This window comes from Streptomyces sp. GSL17-111, assembly GCF_037911585.1.
GTDB lineage: Bacteria > Actinomycetota > Actinomycetes > Streptomycetales > Streptomycetaceae > Streptomyces.
Window position 1 is genome coordinate 3720873 of the sequence record NZ_JBAJNS010000001.1, and the last position, 14843, is coordinate 3735715.

At 74.7% G+C, this 14843-nt stretch carries 13 protein-coding genes; 8 read left to right on the forward strand and 5 right to left on the reverse strand.

The annotated features are described in order from the left end of the window. Positions 1–30 precede the first annotated feature (30 nt). The gene (locus V6D49_RS16575; RefSeq protein ID WP_340560623.1) at positions 31–489 is read left to right on the forward strand and encodes a hypothetical protein; all 459 of its coding nucleotides are present in this window, start codon (positions 31–33) and stop codon (positions 487–489) included. Next, positions 486–1235: an ATP-binding cassette domain-containing protein gene (locus V6D49_RS16580; RefSeq protein WP_340560625.1), complete on the forward strand. Its 750-nt coding sequence runs from the start codon at positions 486–488 to the stop codon at positions 1233–1235. The genes V6D49_RS16575 and V6D49_RS16580 overlap by 4 nt, the downstream gene beginning before the upstream one ends. A 119-nt stretch (positions 1236–1354) precedes the next feature. On the opposite strand, the gene V6D49_RS16585 is transcribed toward V6D49_RS16580, so the two are convergent. The 3 genes from V6D49_RS16585 to V6D49_RS16595 all read right to left on the reverse strand — a co-directional run bounded on the left by V6D49_RS16585 (position 1355) and on the right by V6D49_RS16595 (position 4521). After that, positions 1355–1909: a putative immunity protein gene (locus V6D49_RS16585; RefSeq protein ID WP_340560627.1), complete on the reverse strand. Its 555-nt coding sequence runs from the start codon at positions 1907–1909 to the stop codon at positions 1355–1357. A 59-nt stretch (positions 1910–1968) separates the two neighbouring features. Beyond that, complete coding sequence (locus tag V6D49_RS16590) at positions 1969–3213, reverse strand: amidohydrolase family protein (RefSeq protein WP_340560629.1); 1245 nt, start codon at positions 3211–3213, stop codon at positions 1969–1971. A gap of 207 nt (positions 3214–3420) precedes the next feature. Beyond that, positions 3421–4521, reverse strand: a complete 1101-nt coding sequence (locus V6D49_RS16595) for a citrate synthase 2 (protein ID WP_340560631.1) — start codon at positions 4519–4521, stop codon at positions 3421–3423. Positions 4522–5055: 534 nt separating this feature from the next. On the opposite strand from V6D49_RS16595, the gene pdxH reads away from it, so the two are divergent. After that, positions 5056–5679, forward strand: coding sequence for a pyridoxamine 5'-phosphate oxidase (gene pdxH, locus V6D49_RS16600; RefSeq protein ID WP_340564084.1), 624 nt, complete (start codon positions 5056–5058; stop codon positions 5677–5679). 442 nt (positions 5680–6121) lie between these two features. Next, the gene (locus V6D49_RS16605) at positions 6122–7531 is read left to right on the forward strand and encodes a PAS domain-containing protein (RefSeq protein WP_340560633.1); all 1410 of its coding nucleotides are present in this window, start codon (positions 6122–6124) and stop codon (positions 7529–7531) included. On the opposite strand, the gene V6D49_RS16610 is transcribed toward V6D49_RS16605, so the two are convergent. Then, entirely contained in the window at positions 7519–8274 is a 756-nt protein-coding gene (locus V6D49_RS16610) for an SIS domain-containing protein (protein WP_340560634.1), read from the reverse strand. The genes V6D49_RS16605 and V6D49_RS16610 overlap by 13 nt on opposite strands. A 191-nt stretch (positions 8275–8465) precedes the next feature. Here V6D49_RS16610 and V6D49_RS16615 point away from each other — a divergent pair, with 191 nt between their 5' ends. After that, positions 8466–9161 (forward strand): metal-dependent transcriptional regulator, encoded by a 696-nt coding sequence (locus V6D49_RS16615; protein WP_340560636.1) that lies wholly within the window; start codon positions 8466–8468, stop codon positions 9159–9161. Positions 9162–9746: 585 nt separating this feature from the next. Further along, a complete protein-coding gene (locus tag V6D49_RS16620; RefSeq protein WP_340560638.1) occupies positions 9747–10637 on the forward strand; it encodes an alpha/beta fold hydrolase in 891 nt (296 codons plus the stop codon). Between the two features lie 67 nt (positions 10638–10704). On the opposite strand, the gene V6D49_RS16625 is transcribed toward V6D49_RS16620, so the two are convergent. Further along, positions 10705–11415: a bifunctional DNA primase/polymerase gene (locus V6D49_RS16625; protein WP_340560640.1), complete on the reverse strand. Its 711-nt coding sequence runs from the start codon at positions 11413–11415 to the stop codon at positions 10705–10707. 225 nt (positions 11416–11640) lie between these two features. Here V6D49_RS16625 and V6D49_RS16630 point away from each other — a divergent pair, with 225 nt between their 5' ends. Together V6D49_RS16630 and V6D49_RS16635 are read left to right on the forward strand one after the other, a co-directional pair. Further along, a complete protein-coding gene (locus V6D49_RS16630) occupies positions 11641–13047 on the forward strand; it encodes a transcriptional regulator (protein ID WP_340560642.1) in 1407 nt (468 codons plus the stop codon). A 165-nt stretch (positions 13048–13212) separates the two neighbouring features. Then, entirely contained in the window at positions 13213–14826 is a 1614-nt protein-coding gene (locus tag V6D49_RS16635; RefSeq protein WP_340560644.1) for a hypothetical protein, read from the forward strand. The last annotated feature ends 17 nt before the right edge of the window (positions 14827–14843 follow it).

Genomic DNA, 14843 nt, shown 5'->3' on the forward strand with positions numbered 1-14843 from the left:
GTCTTCCCTTCGTTCATGGGGAGTCACGCCATGGCGACGGAGCTCAGCAACTTCGTCGCCCTCATCCCGAGCGTCGCTTTGATCGCCTGCCTCGAACGGCGGATGCCTTCGGTGGAGCGCTCGGCCGTCCGCCGCATCGATACGCGCGACCTCGTGCTCGTGTCCGGATTCGCCGTCGTCGCGACGGCAGTGGCCGCGGTGATGCCCCTTCTGGGCTCGGAAGCCATGCTGATGGCTGCTCGGAACAACCTGCTCTTCTGCGGGCTCGCCCTCGGCGCGTGGCCCTTGATGGGCCACCGCGCGCCCCTGCTCCCGGTCTTCTGGATGACTCAGGCCATGTTCCTCGGTGGCCGCAGTCGCAACGACCCCTACCCGTGGGTCATCGTCACCGAGGCGGCTCACGTCACCCACGCCGCCGTGACGGCCGCCGCGGTCTTCCTGGCCGGGATCCTCTCCCTCCGCTGCTTCGCCTCTAGGACCGACCGATGACTTTGCTGCTCGACCGTGTCACCTTCCGGTACCACCGTTGGGACCGTCCCGTCCTGTCCGGCTTCACCTACGAAGTCCCCGGCAGCGGCCTGACGATTCTGCTCGGCCCCAACGGGGCGGGAAAGTCCACCATGATGTCCCTGTTGGCCGGAACGGTGGAGCCCCTGGCCGGCCGTGTCCGGCTTAAGGATTCCGCCCTCACGTCGGTCGACCGGGAGTACCGGCGCCATGTGGCCTGGTTGCCTCAGCGGGTCCCGACCTCACGGCAGTTGACCGCTCGTGAATACGTCGCCTACGTGGCGTGGTTGAAGGGCGAGAGCCGGGCCCGCGCGTGGGAGCGCGCCGAGACCGCCCTCGACCAGGTCGGTCTCGCCGAGCAGAGCGCTCGGAGGACGGCCAAGCTCTCCGGAGGCCAGCTCCGCCGGGTCGGCATCGCCTGTGCCCTGGCCCACGACGCGCGGGTGATCCTTCTCGACGAGCCCACGGCCGGTCTGGACCCGCATCAGCGCACCGTGTTCCGAGACGTGGTGCGGGAGGTCGCGGGCAGGATCCCGGTTCTGATGTCCACCCATGACATCGCCGATCTGGCCGATGAGGCGGACACCGTCTCGCTCATGGACCAGGGCCGCATCCTCCACCACGGTGAGACCCACAGCTTCCTGGATCACGCACGCCCCGACGCCGCACCCGGCCGCCGGGCCGAGTCCGCGTACGCGGTCCTCATGGGGCTTGAGGGCACCGGCTGAGCAGCCCCGCGCCTGACGGCGGGTGATGGGCGGCCGGCGTCGTGTACGGGTCCCCGCTGCTCTGGTGTCCGGTCGGCCGCTGACGTGCAGACCTCAGGGTTTCGGGGCGCCCGAGCGTCCTAGGGGCCGGTCGGTGTCGGGTGGGTGCGGAGGGCGGAGTCGAGGGTGCGCAGGAGTTCGCCGACGCGGCCGCCTCCGGAGGGGGCGTGCGGGAGGCGGCCGAGGACCGCGATGACGGCGGGCGGCGCGTGGTCGCGCGCCCAGTCGAGCGTTCCCGTGGGGACGTCCTCGTGCTCCCCGGACGTCAGCTCCTCGACGCGGGCGGCGTGGGCCGCAGCGCCGAGGACGTGTTTGACCTGGTGGGCGCTGGCCTTGGGGTGGAGGTAGGCCGCGGCGGCGGCATGGCTCGCCGCGCGTGCCGCGTCGACGGCGGCGGCCGGCGCGGCTTCCTGGGCGGCCTTGTAGGCGGCCCAGGCGCGCTGGCGCAGCGCCGCTGTGCGCCGCCCGCCCTCGGCGAAGACGAACGCGGCGTCGACGGCTTCGCGTGGGCGGGCGTCGCCGGGGACGTGTGCTTCGAAGACCGGCAGCACTCTCCGCGCGCACTCCGCCGCGTAGCCGGTGACGCCGCGCAGTTCGTCTTCGCTCAGGGGGATGTCGGCTGGCTCGGTCGGCATGGTGGCCATCCTCCACCACGTTCTGAGACGTCCTGAGACGTCCGGGGCGGGCGGAAGGGTCAGGCCGGGGGCCGGGGCCGCTTGTGGATGACGCCTTCCTTCATGACGAAGGCGACCTTCCCGGTGACCTCGGGGTCGGTGAAGGGGTCGCCGGGCATGGCGATGATGTCGGCGATCCTGCCCGGCGCGAGGACCCCGAGGTCGTCCAGGCCGAGGAGTTCCGCCGCGACGCTGGTCGCCGCCCGTAGCGCGCGGGCGGGGTCGATCCCGTTCGACACCATCATCGGGAACTCCTTCCAGTTCTCCGCGTGCGGGAACATCCCGGCGTCGGTTCCGAAGGCGATCCTCACCTCGCTCGCGGCGAGGTGTTCGGCGGAGGCGAAGAGCGCCTTCCGGTACCGCGCGAACTTGCGGCGCTTGCTCGCGGGTTTGCCCACCCAGTAGGCGTCGTCGTCGACGTTCCGTGCGCTGTGGAGGACGGTGAACTGGGTCGGGACCAGGTAGACGCCCTCGTCGGCCATCATCCACAGCGTGTCGCGCGAGGCCAGGTTCCCGTGGTCGACGCTGCGCACCCCGGCGCGTACGGCACGCTGCACGCCTTCGTCACCGTAGCCGTGCGGGGTCGCCGGGCGGCCGAGGTCGCGGGCGGTCTCGACGAGGGTGTTCATCTCCTCCTGGGTGTAGGTGGTCTGCGCGGGGTCGTCCGACGGGCTGGAGAAGCCGCCGGTGGCGGCGAACTTGATCCAGTCGGCCCCGCCCCGGATCTCCTCGCGCACGCGGGTGCGGATCTCGTCGGGGCCGTCGGCGGCGGCCAGCTCCAGCAGGCGCGGCCGGCCCTGGAGGTCGGGGTTGAGCACGGCCGCGTAGTCGCCGTGCCCGCCTCGGGCGGAGATCATGTGCGGTGCCACGAGCAGGCGCGGGCCGGGCACGATCCCGGCGGCGACGGCGTCGCGCAGGGCGACGAGGCCGAAGCCGGGGTCGGCGCCCATGAGGTCACGCACGGTGGTGAACCCGTTCATGAGCAGCGTGTGCAGGACCGGGAGCGTCCGCAGCACCCCGGCCGCCGAGGAGAGCGCGAGGACCGACAGGAGATCCGGGGTGATCGAGACGTGGGTGTGGCAGTCCATGAACCCGGGGGTGACCGTCAGACCCGACAGGGGCACGACCTCCGCGCCCTCCGGTGCGGCGACGTGCTCGGCGATCCGGCTGATCCGGCCGTCCTCGACCAGGACGTCCCGGGCGCCGATCGGCCGGTCCGCGAGCCCGTCCCATACGGTGCCGCCGGTGAGCAGCGTGGTGGACATGTCCGTCTCCCTCGTCTCCGCCGACCGCACGGGCGGGAAGGGGAAGCCGCCGGAGCCCGCGCGTCACATCGCCCCGGTGAGGTAACCAGGCGGTGGCACGGGCCGGTGAGCGCCACGCGGTGCGGCCACCGGCTTGGCGGACGGCGCGGGCGGCGGCGTCCCCCGGCCGGGGGACGGGTCACGGCCGGGGGACGGGCGCGGGAGGGGTCAGCGGGCGACGGTGGAGAAGCCGTCGATCTCCTCCGGGCCGCGGCGGCCCGGGCCGGTGTAGCGGGCGGAGGGGCGCACGAGGCGTCCGGTGCGCTTCTGCTCCAGGATGTGCGCGGACCAGCCGGCCGTGCGGGCGCAGGTGAACATGGAGGTGAACATGTGCGCCGGTACCTCGGCGAAGTCGAGGACGATGGCGGCCCAGAACTCCACGTTGGTGGCGAGGACGCGGTCGGGGCGGCGGGCCTTCAGTTCGCTCAGGGCGGCCTGCTCCAGGGCCTCGGCGACCTCGAAGCGCGGGGCGCCGAGCTCCTTGGCCGTGCGGCGCAGGACGCGGGCGCGCGGGTCCTCGGCACGGTAGACGCGGTGCCCGAAGCCCATGAGCCGCTCGCCCTTGTCGAGCTGCTGCTTGACGTAGGCGGTGGCGTCGCCGGTGCGCTCGATCTCCTCGATCATGCCCAGGACGCGCGAGGGCGCGCCGCCGTGGAGGGGGCCGGACATGGCGCCGACGGCCCCGGAGAGGGCGGCGGCGACGTCCGCGCCGGTGGAGGCGATGACGCGGGCGGTGAAGGTGGAGGCGTTCATGCCGTGCTCGGCGGCCGACGTCCAGTAGGCGTCGACGGCGGCGACGTGCTTGGGGTCGGGCTCGCCGCGCCAGCGGCGCATGAACCGCTCGACGACCGTGTCGGCCTTGTCGATCTCGCGCTGCGGGACCATGGGCAGGCCCTGGCCACGGGCGGACTGGGCGACGTAGGACAGGGCCATGACGGCGGCGCGGGCCAGGTCGTCGCGGGCCTGCTCGGCGTCGATGTCCAGCAGCGGTTTGAGGCCCCACACGGGGGCGAGCATCGCGAGGGCGGACTGCACGTCCACCCGGATGTCACCGGAGTGGACGGGGATGGGGAAGGGCTCGGCCGGGGGCAGTCCGGGGTTGAAGCCGCCGTCGACCAGGAGCCCCCAGACGTTCCCGAAGGAGACGTGGCCGACCAGGTCCTCGATGTCGACCCCCCGGTAGCGGAGGGCGCCGCCCTCCTTGTCGGGTTCGGCGATCTCCGTTTCGAACGCGACGACTCCTTCGAGTCCGGGGACGAAATCGGACATCAGGCGGCTCCTCTGCGTGGGTCGGAACGGCTCCGCTGCCGACTGTGCCGAGGGCTTGCGGTCCATTGCCGAGATCCGGATGGTGCGCGCGCGGGTGATCTCCCCGCCTCGGGCGCGGTCGAACACGATAGCCGCGCCCGGCGCCCCCGGTCCCTTCACGGTCGGTGATTTTCGCCGGTTCGTCACCTCGGGGAGGTGAGTGAGAAGGGGCACACGCGGTGATCGGGTTCTCCCGGGTGTAGAGCGTGTGGAGAAGGGGAAGACTGGGCCATCACAGACGGATCAGCGGTGCGGGCCCTGCGAGCGGGCGAGCCCGCGGGCGTCCGGTGTCGTGACCGTCCGCATCCTCCGTCCGGCCCCTGGTCCCGTGTCCCCGGGCCGGAACGTTGCTGCAAGATGAGAGGCGTGTCTCACGCCCAGGATCACCCTCACCACGCAGACCCGTCGATCGAGGCCGCCTTCGTGGCGCAGGCTGCGGCGGACGTCGCCGAGTCCGCCGCGGCGCGGGCCCGCCGCGCGCTGGACCCGGCGGCGATGCGGGCCCACTACCGCAGCGCCGGCCTCCTGGAACGTGATCTGGCCGCCGAACCGGCCGAGCAGTTCAGCCACTGGTTCCACGACGCGGAGGCGGCCGGGCTGCACGAGCCGAACGCGATGGTCCTGGCCACCGTGGACGCCGAGGGCCGCCCGAGCTCCCGCACGGTGCTGCTGAAGGCGTACGACGCGGCCGGGTTCGTCTTCTACACCAACTACGGCTCCCGCAAGGGCCGAGACATCGAAGCGAACCCGCAGGTGTCGCTGCTCTTCCCCTGGCACGGCATCGCCCGGCAGGTGATCGTCGCGGGCCGGGCGGCCAGGATCGGCCGGGCCGAGACGGCGGCGTACTTCCGCACCCGTCCGCACGGCTCGCAGCTCGGGGCGTGGGCGAGCGAGCAGTCGTCCACGGTGGCGTCGCGGGAGGAGCTGGACGCGCTCTACGCGGAGCTGGCCGCCCGCTACCCGGAGGGGGAGGACGTGCCCGCGCCGCCGCAGTGGGGCGGCTTCCGCGTCGTCCCGGAGACGGTGGAGTTCTGGCAGGGCCGGGAGAACCGGTTGCACGACCGGCTGCGCTACCGCCGCGAGGGCGGGGGCTGGACGGTCGAGCGGCTGTGCCCGTGAGCGCCGCAGGGGCGCAGGGAGCCACGGGAACGCAGACGGCCTGCGGGTCGCTTCCCCTGACCGCCGTGGCGGCAGGGGGCCGGTCGGACGTACCGGCGACCCGCAGGCCGGGTGACTGCGTGGATATGAGCCGGGCTGAGCCGGCTGCGCTGAGCGAGACGGCAGGCCCTTAGGCCGCAGTCACCTCACGCGTCCGGTGGTCATACATTCTCCGGATCACCTCCTTTCTCGTGTGCCCGCACGCTAACTCCGCTCCCCGGGAGCGGGCAACGAAATTTCGGAGGCGCAACAATTTCCCCGAACGGGGTGTGCGTTGCGTCACGTTCGCGTTGAATGAGGGTGCGTGCCCCGTGCACGTAATCGCCCGTACACGCGGGCCCAGGAGTCCACCGCTTCGAGCAGCAGAGCGGCACGGTCACGAGCCGGGCCGCCGGGGGTGCAGATGTCCGCTCAACCCGATACCCACTCCGAACCGACGGCCGACGGCGGCGAGGGCACCTCCGCCGCCCCCGAGGGCCCGGACGGCTCCTGTCTGCTCGCCGCACTGCTCGACGGCATGGACGCCGCGCTGTTCGCCCTGGACGGCGACGGCGTCGTCACCCACTGGAACCGCGAGGCCGAGCGGATGCTCGGCTGGAGCCCGCAGGAGGCGGTGGGGCGGCGCGGCCTGAGCGGCTGGGCGGTCCGTCCGGCCGACGCCGCCGACGTCGAGGAGCGGCTGCTGGCGCCGATGCGCACGGCGGGCCGCCAGGTGTACGAGTTCGCGCTGGTCACCAAGGACGGCGGCCGGGTGTTGGTGCGCACCCAGTCCTCCGTCGTGCGGGACGCGGCCGGGGAGCCGGCGGGCGTCTACTGCGCGTTCAGCGAGGTGCACACGCAGATCGACCTGGAGCGGTCGGTGGCGCTGAGCGAGGCGCTGTTCGACGACGCCTCGTGGGGCGTGGTGCTCGTCGACGCCGACCTGCGCCCGGCCGTCGTCAACCAGCACGCGGCCCGGGCCTTCGGGGTGCGGCGCTCGACGCTGCTGGGCCGGCCGCTGGGCGACGCCATCAGCAACGGCCTGGAGGAGCTGGAGAGCGCGCTCCAGCACGTGCTGGCCGAGGGCACCCCGCCCGCCCCGGCGGACCTGTGGGTCACGCTGCGGCCGCACGGCGACGGCCCGGTGGACCCGCCGCTGCGGCGGTGCTGGCGCAGCGGGTTCCTGCGGCTGTCCTCGCCGCTGGCGGAGGAGCCGGTGCCGCTGGGGGTGGCCTGGCTGTTCCACGACATCACCGAGACCAAGCTGGCCGAGCAGCAGGCCGCCCGGCTGCGCTTCCGCGACAGCCAGCTGCACCGGGCGGCGCGGGCGGCGGCCGAGTGCGAGGACCCGATGGAGGCGGCGGCGGCCCACCTGGACTTCGCCCTCGCCGGGTACGCCGACCACGCCCTGCTGGACCTGGCCGCCGGCGCGCGGCTGGTGCGGACGGCGCACGCGCCCGGCGGTTCGGCCTGGCACCCGACGCCGGAGAGCGGTCTGCCGGTCCCCTACATGGCCAACCACCCGGCCCTCCAGGCGTTCGAGCACGGCGGCCCGGTGCGCGCGGGGGCGGGCGGAAGCACCTCACCGGAGTGGGCGGCGGCCCGTTCGTGGCCGGAGGGGACGGCGTACGGGCTGTGCGCGGCGCTGCGCAGCAGGGGCCGGACGCTGGGCGTCGTCACCTTCCTGCGCGGTCCGGCCCGGCGCAACTTCGACCGGGCCGACACCGTGTACGCGCAGGACATCGCGGTGCGGATCGCGGCCGCCGTGGACCTGTCGCAGGCGGTGCGCGGGGAGCGCCGCCCGCGCGGCGGCCCGGCGGCTCAGTCGCGGTAGAAGATCCGGTCCGCGTACTCCGTCATCACGCGCTCGTTCCAGGCGTGCCCGCCGTCGACGTTGCCGGAGCGCAGCAGCGGCGGGGTGAGGCCCCGCTCGGCCAGGACGCCCGCCGCCGTGGCGACGGCGGCCTGGAGCAGGGCGCAGGCGACGACGGTGGAGGCGGGGGCGAAGGGCGCGGGGATGCCGGGATGTGTGAGGGTGGCGTCGCCGACGGGGACGCGGCAGTCGAGCACGACGTCGCAGTGGTCCTTGAGGAAGGTGCCCGAGGCGTGCCGGGAGGCCGTCTCCCGCGCGTAGGCGGCCGACGTCAGACCGATCACCCGCAGCCCCAGCTCCCGGGCGTGCTGCGCCATCTCCACGGGCAGCGGGTTGCGGCCGGAGAGCGAGACGACGACGAGGGCGTCCCCGGCGCGGGCGGGGGAGGCGTCCAGGGTGGCCGTGGCCAGGCCGTCGACGCACTCCAGGGCGCTGCCCAGCGTCGCGGGGCGGACGTCGACGCCGACGACACCGGGGACCGTCAGCAGGTTCACGACGGCCAGCCCGCCGGCCCGGTAGACGACGTCCTGGGCGACGAGCGAGGAGTGCCCGGCGCCGAAGGTGAACAGCCGGCCGCCGTCGGCCACGGTGTCGGCCAGCAGCGTGCCCGCCGCGGTGACGGACTCCGCCTCCCCTTTCCTGACCTGCTCCAGCAGGCCGATCGCACCGTCGAAGAACCGGTCGGCAAGCTCACTCGCGCTCATGGCGCTCACGCTAGAGGACCGAAGAGGTCTGGACCAGAGGGCCCGCACCGCCGGTGCGCGCCCCCCGCGTGGCGTCGGCGCGCCCCCACCGCCCGCCCGTCGTGTGCCCACGGTGGCAACGGTTGTCGGCCGCATGCGTCAGAATTGAGGCCAGGGCCACCGCACCAGCTGACGAGGGGCACGTAGACCAGATGTCAGGACTCATCGACACCACCGAGATGTACCTCCGCACCATTTTGGAGCTGGAGGAAGAAGGCGTCGTGCCCATGCGTGCCCGCATCGCCGAGCGCCTGGACCAGAGCGGTCCGACCGTCAGCCAGACGGTGGCCCGGATGGAGCGGGACGGTCTGCTGACCATCGCCGGGGACCGCCACCTGGAGCTGACCGGCGAGGGCCGCATGCTCGCCACCCGCGTCATGCGCAAGCACCGGCTCGCCGAGTGCCTGCTCGTCGACGTCATCGGGCTGGAGTGGGAGCAGGTCCACGCCGAGGCGTGCCGCTGGGAGCACGTGATGAGCGAGGCCGTGGAGCGCCGGGTGCTGGAGCTGCTGCGGCACCCCACCGAGTCCCCGTACGGGAACCCGATTCCGGGCCTGGAGGAGCTGGGGGAGTCGGGGGACGGTGAGCCGTTCCTGGCCGACGCGATGGTGAGCCTCGCCGACCTGGCCCCGGGTCCGGACGGCAAGACCGTCGTCGTCCGGCGCATCGGCGAGCCGATCCAGACGGACTCCCAGCTCATGTACACGCTGCGGCGAGCGGGCGTGCAGCCCGGTTCCGTGGTGACGGTGACGCCGGGTTCGGGGGGCGCCGTGCACGTTGGCAGCGGCGGCGAGGCCGCCGAGCTCCAGGGGGAGGTCGCGTCCCACGTCTTCGTCGCCAAGCGCTGAGCTCAGGCGCCCGCTCCGGGGGGACGCCGAGGCGGCGCGGGTCGCCCGACCTGCGGCGATGCCTCGGTGACGTCTCGGCGGTGTCTCGGCGGGGCTGACGCTGCGTCAACAGGCGTATTTTCCTCGGGCACTTGACCGGATTGCGTCCGGCCGAGTGCGTGGCGTGACACCCTGGCACCTGAACGCATCTGACGCACCGGTCGGGCGGAAGGGGGAGACGTGGTCGGACGGCTCGTCACGGAGGCCCCGGCGCCGCACGCGACCGGGGCCCCGCTTCCCTGCACCCCCCCGGCCGGGCGCGGCCCGGATCCCCGAGCATCCCGGGCCACCTCCCTCGGGCGCCCGATACCTCCCGGTTCCGTGTGGCGCCCGCCTCCCACTACGTCTCTCCCCGGCGGGAGGAGCGTCAACCGCGATCAGCCGTCACTCGAAGGTGGGAAGTTGCGCTCCTTCCGAGCATGTTCGAATGGTCGTTCGATACCGTGGGGTGTGCCCCGAGGGCGCGGGGCGGTTCCCCGCCCGGAGCCAGGGCAAGCGTCGTAGAGCGGATTTCCAGCCAGTTTCCGGATGGGGGTGTCGGGTCACATGGTGCGACGCATCGATGTCACCGGTGCGGGTGGAGTCGGCCTCGCCGCCTGGGAGTTCGACGACCCGCCCAAGGCGCCCCCCGGCGGGGAACGGCCGGCGGCGTCCGCGTCGGAGGAGCAGCACCGGCCCGCCGTGCTCTTACTGCACGGTCTGATGGGCCGCGCGTCCCACTGGGCGACGACGGCCCGTTGGCTGTCGTCCCGCTACCGGGCCGTCGGGCTCGACCAGCGCGGGCACGGGCGCAGCGACAAGCCGCAGGACGGCCCGTTCGACCGGGACGCCTTCGTGGCCGACGCCGAGGCCGTCGTCGAGCAGCTCGGTCTCGGGCCCGTCGCGCTCGTGGGCCACTCCATGGGCGCGCTCACCGCCTGGCAGCTCGCCGCGCGCCGTCCCGACCTCGTCCGTGCCCTGGTCATCGCCGACATGCGGGCCTCCGCCCTCGGCGAGCAGTCCCAGCGCGAGTGGGAGGCGTGGTACCGCTCCTGGCCGCTGCCGTTCGCCACCCAGGCCGACGTGCGGAAGTGGTTCGGTGAGGACGACCCGGCGCTGGAGCGGCCGAGCCGTTCCCGGGGCGAGTTCTACGCCGAGGTCATGGCCGAACGGGCCGACGGCTGGCGTCCGGTGTTCTCCCGTCGGCAGATGCTGATGGCCCGTGAGGCCTGGGTGCACGACGCGCACTGGGACGAGTTGGCCCAGGTCCGCTGCCCGGCCCTCGTCGTCCGTGGCATCGACGGGGAGCTGGGCCGTGCCGAGGCGCAGGAGATGGTCCGCGTCCTGCCGGACGGCGCGTACGCGGAGGTGCCGGACGCGGGGCACCTCCTCCACTACGACCAGCCGGAGGCGTGGCGCTCGGCCGTCGAGCCCTTCCTGTCGGCGACGCTGCCCTGACCGCGCCGCCGCCGGTTCGGCACAGGTGGCGAGGGCAACGAGGACGGCGAGGGCGGCGCGTGCACCGTCAGCCCCGGCGGGACGCCGCCGCCTCCTGACCGCAGCAGTAGGCCAGCTGCGGGAGGAGCTCCTCCACGTCCGGCAGCCACCGGTTCGCGGCCGTCGGACGCCGCGCCCACTGCACCGAGCCGCGCACCCCGACGCGGGTGGGTGGCGCGGCGACCCACGACCCGGCGGCGTGCGTCGTCAGGTCCAGCGCTCCCGGCGACCACCCCAGCCGCCGGATCAGGTCGTGGGCCTTCGCCGCCGCACCGGGGAGGACGAAGAACAGCATCCGCCCCAGCGGCGTGCACGTCACCGGGCCCAGCGGCACCCCCATGCGCTCCATGCGGGCCAGCGCCAGGCACCCGGCGACCTCCGGCACGTCGACGGCCTCGAAGGTGCGGCCCGTCGGCAGCAGCACCGAGGCGAACGGCGACCGCTCCCACAGCCGACGCGCGGCCGACCCGCTGCCCGTCGCGTGCGCGGCCCAGCCGGGCTCGGCGGGGTGGGCGCCGGGTGCCGGACAGCCCGTCGCGCCGCAGGTGCAGCGCGGCACGCCGTCGACGATCTCCAACCAGGTGCCGGGCAGGACGTCCCAGTGCCGCTCCCCGGCGTACCGGACGGCGTGGTCGAGCGGTGTGTCGCCGTGCGGCGGGGCCGGCTGGCGGGGCACGTGCGGGGACGGCTGCGCGGGCGTGCCCGCCGGGGTGACTGCGATCGTCTCTTCCACGCACATCACAACTCCGCGCCACGGCAGGGGTTACGGCCGCTCGGCACCGCACCGGAGGTGCATCGTTACGGCAGTCTCACCGCCCAGGGATGGCCAGGGCAGCCCAGGGCACGCCGGAGCACGCGGAGGTCCTCGCGGCGCACGGAAGCACGGACGGGGGCGCAGACCCGGCCGAGGCGGTGCGTGTGGGTAGCCACCCCCGGTGCACGTCGTCGGACCGAGGGGACCGCCATGGCCACCGCACCACCGACCCCGCGCCACCTGACCGCCCGGCAGCCCAACGAACGCCTCGGGTCGCTCATCGAGGAGGCCGGCTGCTCGAACGCCGGGCTGGCGCGTCGCGTCAACCTCGTCGGAGCCGAGCACGGGCTCGACCTGCGGTACGACAAGACGTCCGTCGCCCGCTGGCTGCGCGGCCAGCAGCCACGGGGCCGAGCGCCCGCCGTGATCGCCGAGGCCCTGGCCCGCAAACTGGGCCGCCCGGTGAGCGTGGAGGAGATCGGCATGGCGGGTCCGCGCCACCCCGCCGCCGGGCTCGGCCTGCGCTACGAGCAGAACATCGCCGCCGCCGTGGAGGAGGCGTGCGAGCTGTGGCGGCTCGACACCGGCCGCCGGGAGCTGGTCACGGCACGCCCCGTGGCCGCCTCCGCCCTCGTCGAACCCTCCCGGGACTGGCTGATCGGCCCGCCGGACGCGGGCGTCGAGCGGACCGTCGGACCCCGCGTCGGCATGGCGGACGTCGCGGCCGTCACGGCGACGACCGAGGCGCTCTCCGCGCTCGACCACCGTTTCGGCAGCGGGCACGTACGCCCGGTCCTCTCCCACTACCTGGCCGGCGTCGTCGCCGGGCTGCTGACCGGTTCCTACCGGGACGCCGTCGGCCGTGCCCTCTTCCGCGCCGCCGCCCGGCTCGCCGAGCTGGCCGGGTACATGGCGGTGGACACCGGCCGGCCCGGGCCGGCCCAGCGGCACTACATCCAGGCGCTGCGCCTCGCCCAGGCGGGCGGTGACCGGGCCTACGGCGGCTACGTCCTGGCAGCGGGGATGAGCCACCTCGCCGCGTCGCTCGGCAGCCCCCGGGAGGTCGCCCAGCTCGCCCGTGCGGCGCAGGAGGGCGCCCGAGGCCATGTGACCCCGCGCACCGAGGCCATGTTCCACGCCGCCGAGGCGCGCGGCCACGCCGTGCAGGGCGACGCGGCCGCCTGCCGCCGGGCCGCCGGACGGGCCCTCGCCGCCTTCGAGCGTGCCGAGGCGGCGACGGACGCCGGGGACGACCCGCCCTGGATAGCGCACTTCGACGCCGCCTACCTCGCCGACGAGCTGGCCCACTGCCACCGCGACCTCGGCCGGCCGAACCCCGCCCGGCGCCGGGCCGAGGAGGCGCTCTCCCTGCACCCGGAGGGCCGTACCCGGCGCCGCGCCATCGGACTGCTGCTGCTCGCGGACGCCCAGGCCGGGCAGCGCGAGATCGACCTCGCGTGCCACACCGGGACCGAGGCCCTCACCCTGCTCGGCACGCTGCGTTCCGCGCGCGGCCGGGAGTACCTGGACGCCTTCCGGCGCCGCCTGGAGCCGTTCGCCGCCGAGCCCGCCGTGCGGGAGTTCACCGAGCGGTCGGCCGCCGGTCCGCCCGCCTGAGCCGGGGCCGGAGCGGGCTTGCGGGGGACGACGTGGTCGTGTGTGCGAGTCACCCGGTAGCGTGAGCCGACGATGCCCCGATCACGGGGCCGAAGGTCAACGCGCCATCCGCGCCGGTGGGATGAGCGCTCGGGTGCACAGCTGCAAGGTGTGAGGAGTGCGTCGGTGACAGCGCACAGCGGGCACGGCGACGAGCCGCGTGAGGGTGTCGTCCTGCCGTCGAACAGCGAGCCGTGGCCGCCGAGGACCGAGGAGCACGCGCAGCCGGCCCCGCCGGCGGGCGGGCAGCCCTGGGGGCAGCCCTGGGGACCGTCGGCCGCCGTGCCGCCGCCGCCCGCCGGCCCGCCGCCCGCGCACCCGCCGCCCGCGCCCGCCGGCCCGCCGCCGCCCACCCCGGGTGTCGGCGCGGCGGACGAGACGCAACTGCTGCCGCCCCACCCCGGCACGCAGCCCGTGCCGCCGTATCAGGCCGTTCCGGGTCCGGCGGACGAGACGCAGTTGCTGCCGCCGCAGCAGTCCGGTGGGCCGTCCTACGGTGGTTCCGTGCCGCCGTATCAGGCCGCTCCCGGCCCGGCGGACGAGACGCAGTTGCTGCCGCCGCAGCAGTCCGGTGGGCCGTCCTACGGTGGTTCCGTGCCGCCGTATCAGGCCGCTCCCGGCCCGGCCGACGAGACGCAGCTCCTGCCGCCGCAGGGCGTGCCCGGCCCGGGAGCTGACGCGGCGTCGTCCGGTGGTCCGCACGGTGGTCCGGAGAGCACGCAGCAGCTGCGCCGCGTCCCCGGACAGCAGCGGGCCGGGAAGCACCGCTCCCAGCCGTCCGCCCAGCAGGCCGCACCGCCGCCCGCCGCCCAGCAGCCGCCGCCCGGGAAGCCCTTCGGTATCCGGCCCGGAACCCCGGAGGACCGGCAGCCGCCGGCCGAGTTCGACAGCCTGTTCCGCCCCGCCGACGGAGCGGCGCCCGCCGCGCCCGGACGCCCGTCCGCGCCGGGCCGGGCCGGTTACGGCTACCCGCAGGCCCGCTCCGGCTACGGCTACCCGCAGCAGCCGGGACGGCCGCACCCCGGCCACGCCCAGCCGCCCGGCGGCCCGGCGGGCCCCGGTGTGCCCGGCCCCGGTCCCGGCGGCCCGCAGGGACCGGAGGAGCCGTACGGCACCGAAGGGCGGCGCCGGAGTCCGCTCCTGGTCGTGGCCGCCGCCGCCCTCGTCATCGTCGCCGCGGGACTGGCCGCCGGCGCCGCGCTGAGCGGCGGGGACGAGGAGCCCACGGAGGAGCCGGGGCAGAGCGCGGCGCCCTCGACCGAGCCGGAGGAACCCGCCGGTGACACGGCAGCCGAACAGGCCGAGGCGCTCGACGCCCTGCTCGCCGACAGCAACAACAGCCGTGACACCGTGATCAGTTCGGTGGAGAACATCAAGGAGTGCACGAAGCTCGGCAAGGCGGCGAAGGACCTGCGGGACGCCGCCGGGCAGCGCAACGACCTCGTGGACCGCCTCGACGAGCTCGATCTGGACCGCCTCCCGGACCACGAGGCGCTGACCGACCAGCTGACGGCCGCCTGGAAGGCGTCGGCCGAGGCCGACGACCACTACGCCCAGTGGGCCGACGACGTCGCGGGCTCCGGCGGCTGCCCCGGCGGTGAGGCCAGGACGACGGAAGCGCTGGGCGCGGGCAACCGCAGCAGCGGGGAGGCGACGGCCGCGAAGGAGGAGGCGGCGGCGCTGTGGAACCCGATCGCCCGTGAGCACGGTCTGAGCGAACGCCAGCCGACCCAGCTCTGACCTGTCCGCAGGCACCG

What these genes read in the sequence shown, in the direction of transcription:
- V6D49_RS16575 (WP_340560623.1), top strand. Translation starts at nt 31, where the DNA reads ATGGCGACGGAGCTCAGCAACTTCGTCGCCCTCATCCCGAGCGTCGCT.
- V6D49_RS16580 (WP_340560625.1), top strand. Translation starts at nt 486, where the DNA reads ATGACTTTGCTGCTCGACCGTGTCACCTTCCGGTACCACCGTTGGGAC.
- V6D49_RS16585 (WP_340560627.1), bottom strand. Translation starts at nt 1,909, where the DNA reads ATGCCGACCGAGCCAGCCGACATCCCCCTGAGCGAAGACGAACTGCGC.
- V6D49_RS16590 (WP_340560629.1), bottom strand. Translation starts at nt 3,213, where the DNA reads ATGTCCACCACGCTGCTCACCGGCGGCACCGTATGGGACGGGCTCGCG.
- V6D49_RS16595 (WP_340560631.1), bottom strand. Translation starts at nt 4,521, where the DNA reads ATGTCCGATTTCGTCCCCGGACTCGAAGGAGTCGTCGCGTTCGAAACG.
- pdxH (WP_340564084.1), top strand. Translation starts at nt 5,056, where the DNA reads ATGCGGGCCCACTACCGCAGCGCCGGCCTCCTGGAACGTGATCTGGCC.
- V6D49_RS16605 (WP_340560633.1), top strand. Translation starts at nt 6,122, where the DNA reads ATGTCCGCTCAACCCGATACCCACTCCGAACCGACGGCCGACGGCGGC.
- V6D49_RS16610 (WP_340560634.1), bottom strand. Translation starts at nt 8,274, where the DNA reads ATGAGCGCGAGTGAGCTTGCCGACCGGTTCTTCGACGGTGCGATCGGC.
- V6D49_RS16615 (WP_340560636.1), top strand. Translation starts at nt 8,466, where the DNA reads ATGTCAGGACTCATCGACACCACCGAGATGTACCTCCGCACCATTTTG.
- V6D49_RS16620 (WP_340560638.1), top strand. Translation starts at nt 9,747, where the DNA reads ATGGTGCGACGCATCGATGTCACCGGTGCGGGTGGAGTCGGCCTCGCC.
- V6D49_RS16625 (WP_340560640.1), bottom strand. Translation starts at nt 11,415, where the DNA reads ATGTGCGTGGAAGAGACGATCGCAGTCACCCCGGCGGGCACGCCCGCG.
- V6D49_RS16630 (WP_340560642.1), top strand. Translation starts at nt 11,641, where the DNA reads ATGGCCACCGCACCACCGACCCCGCGCCACCTGACCGCCCGGCAGCCC.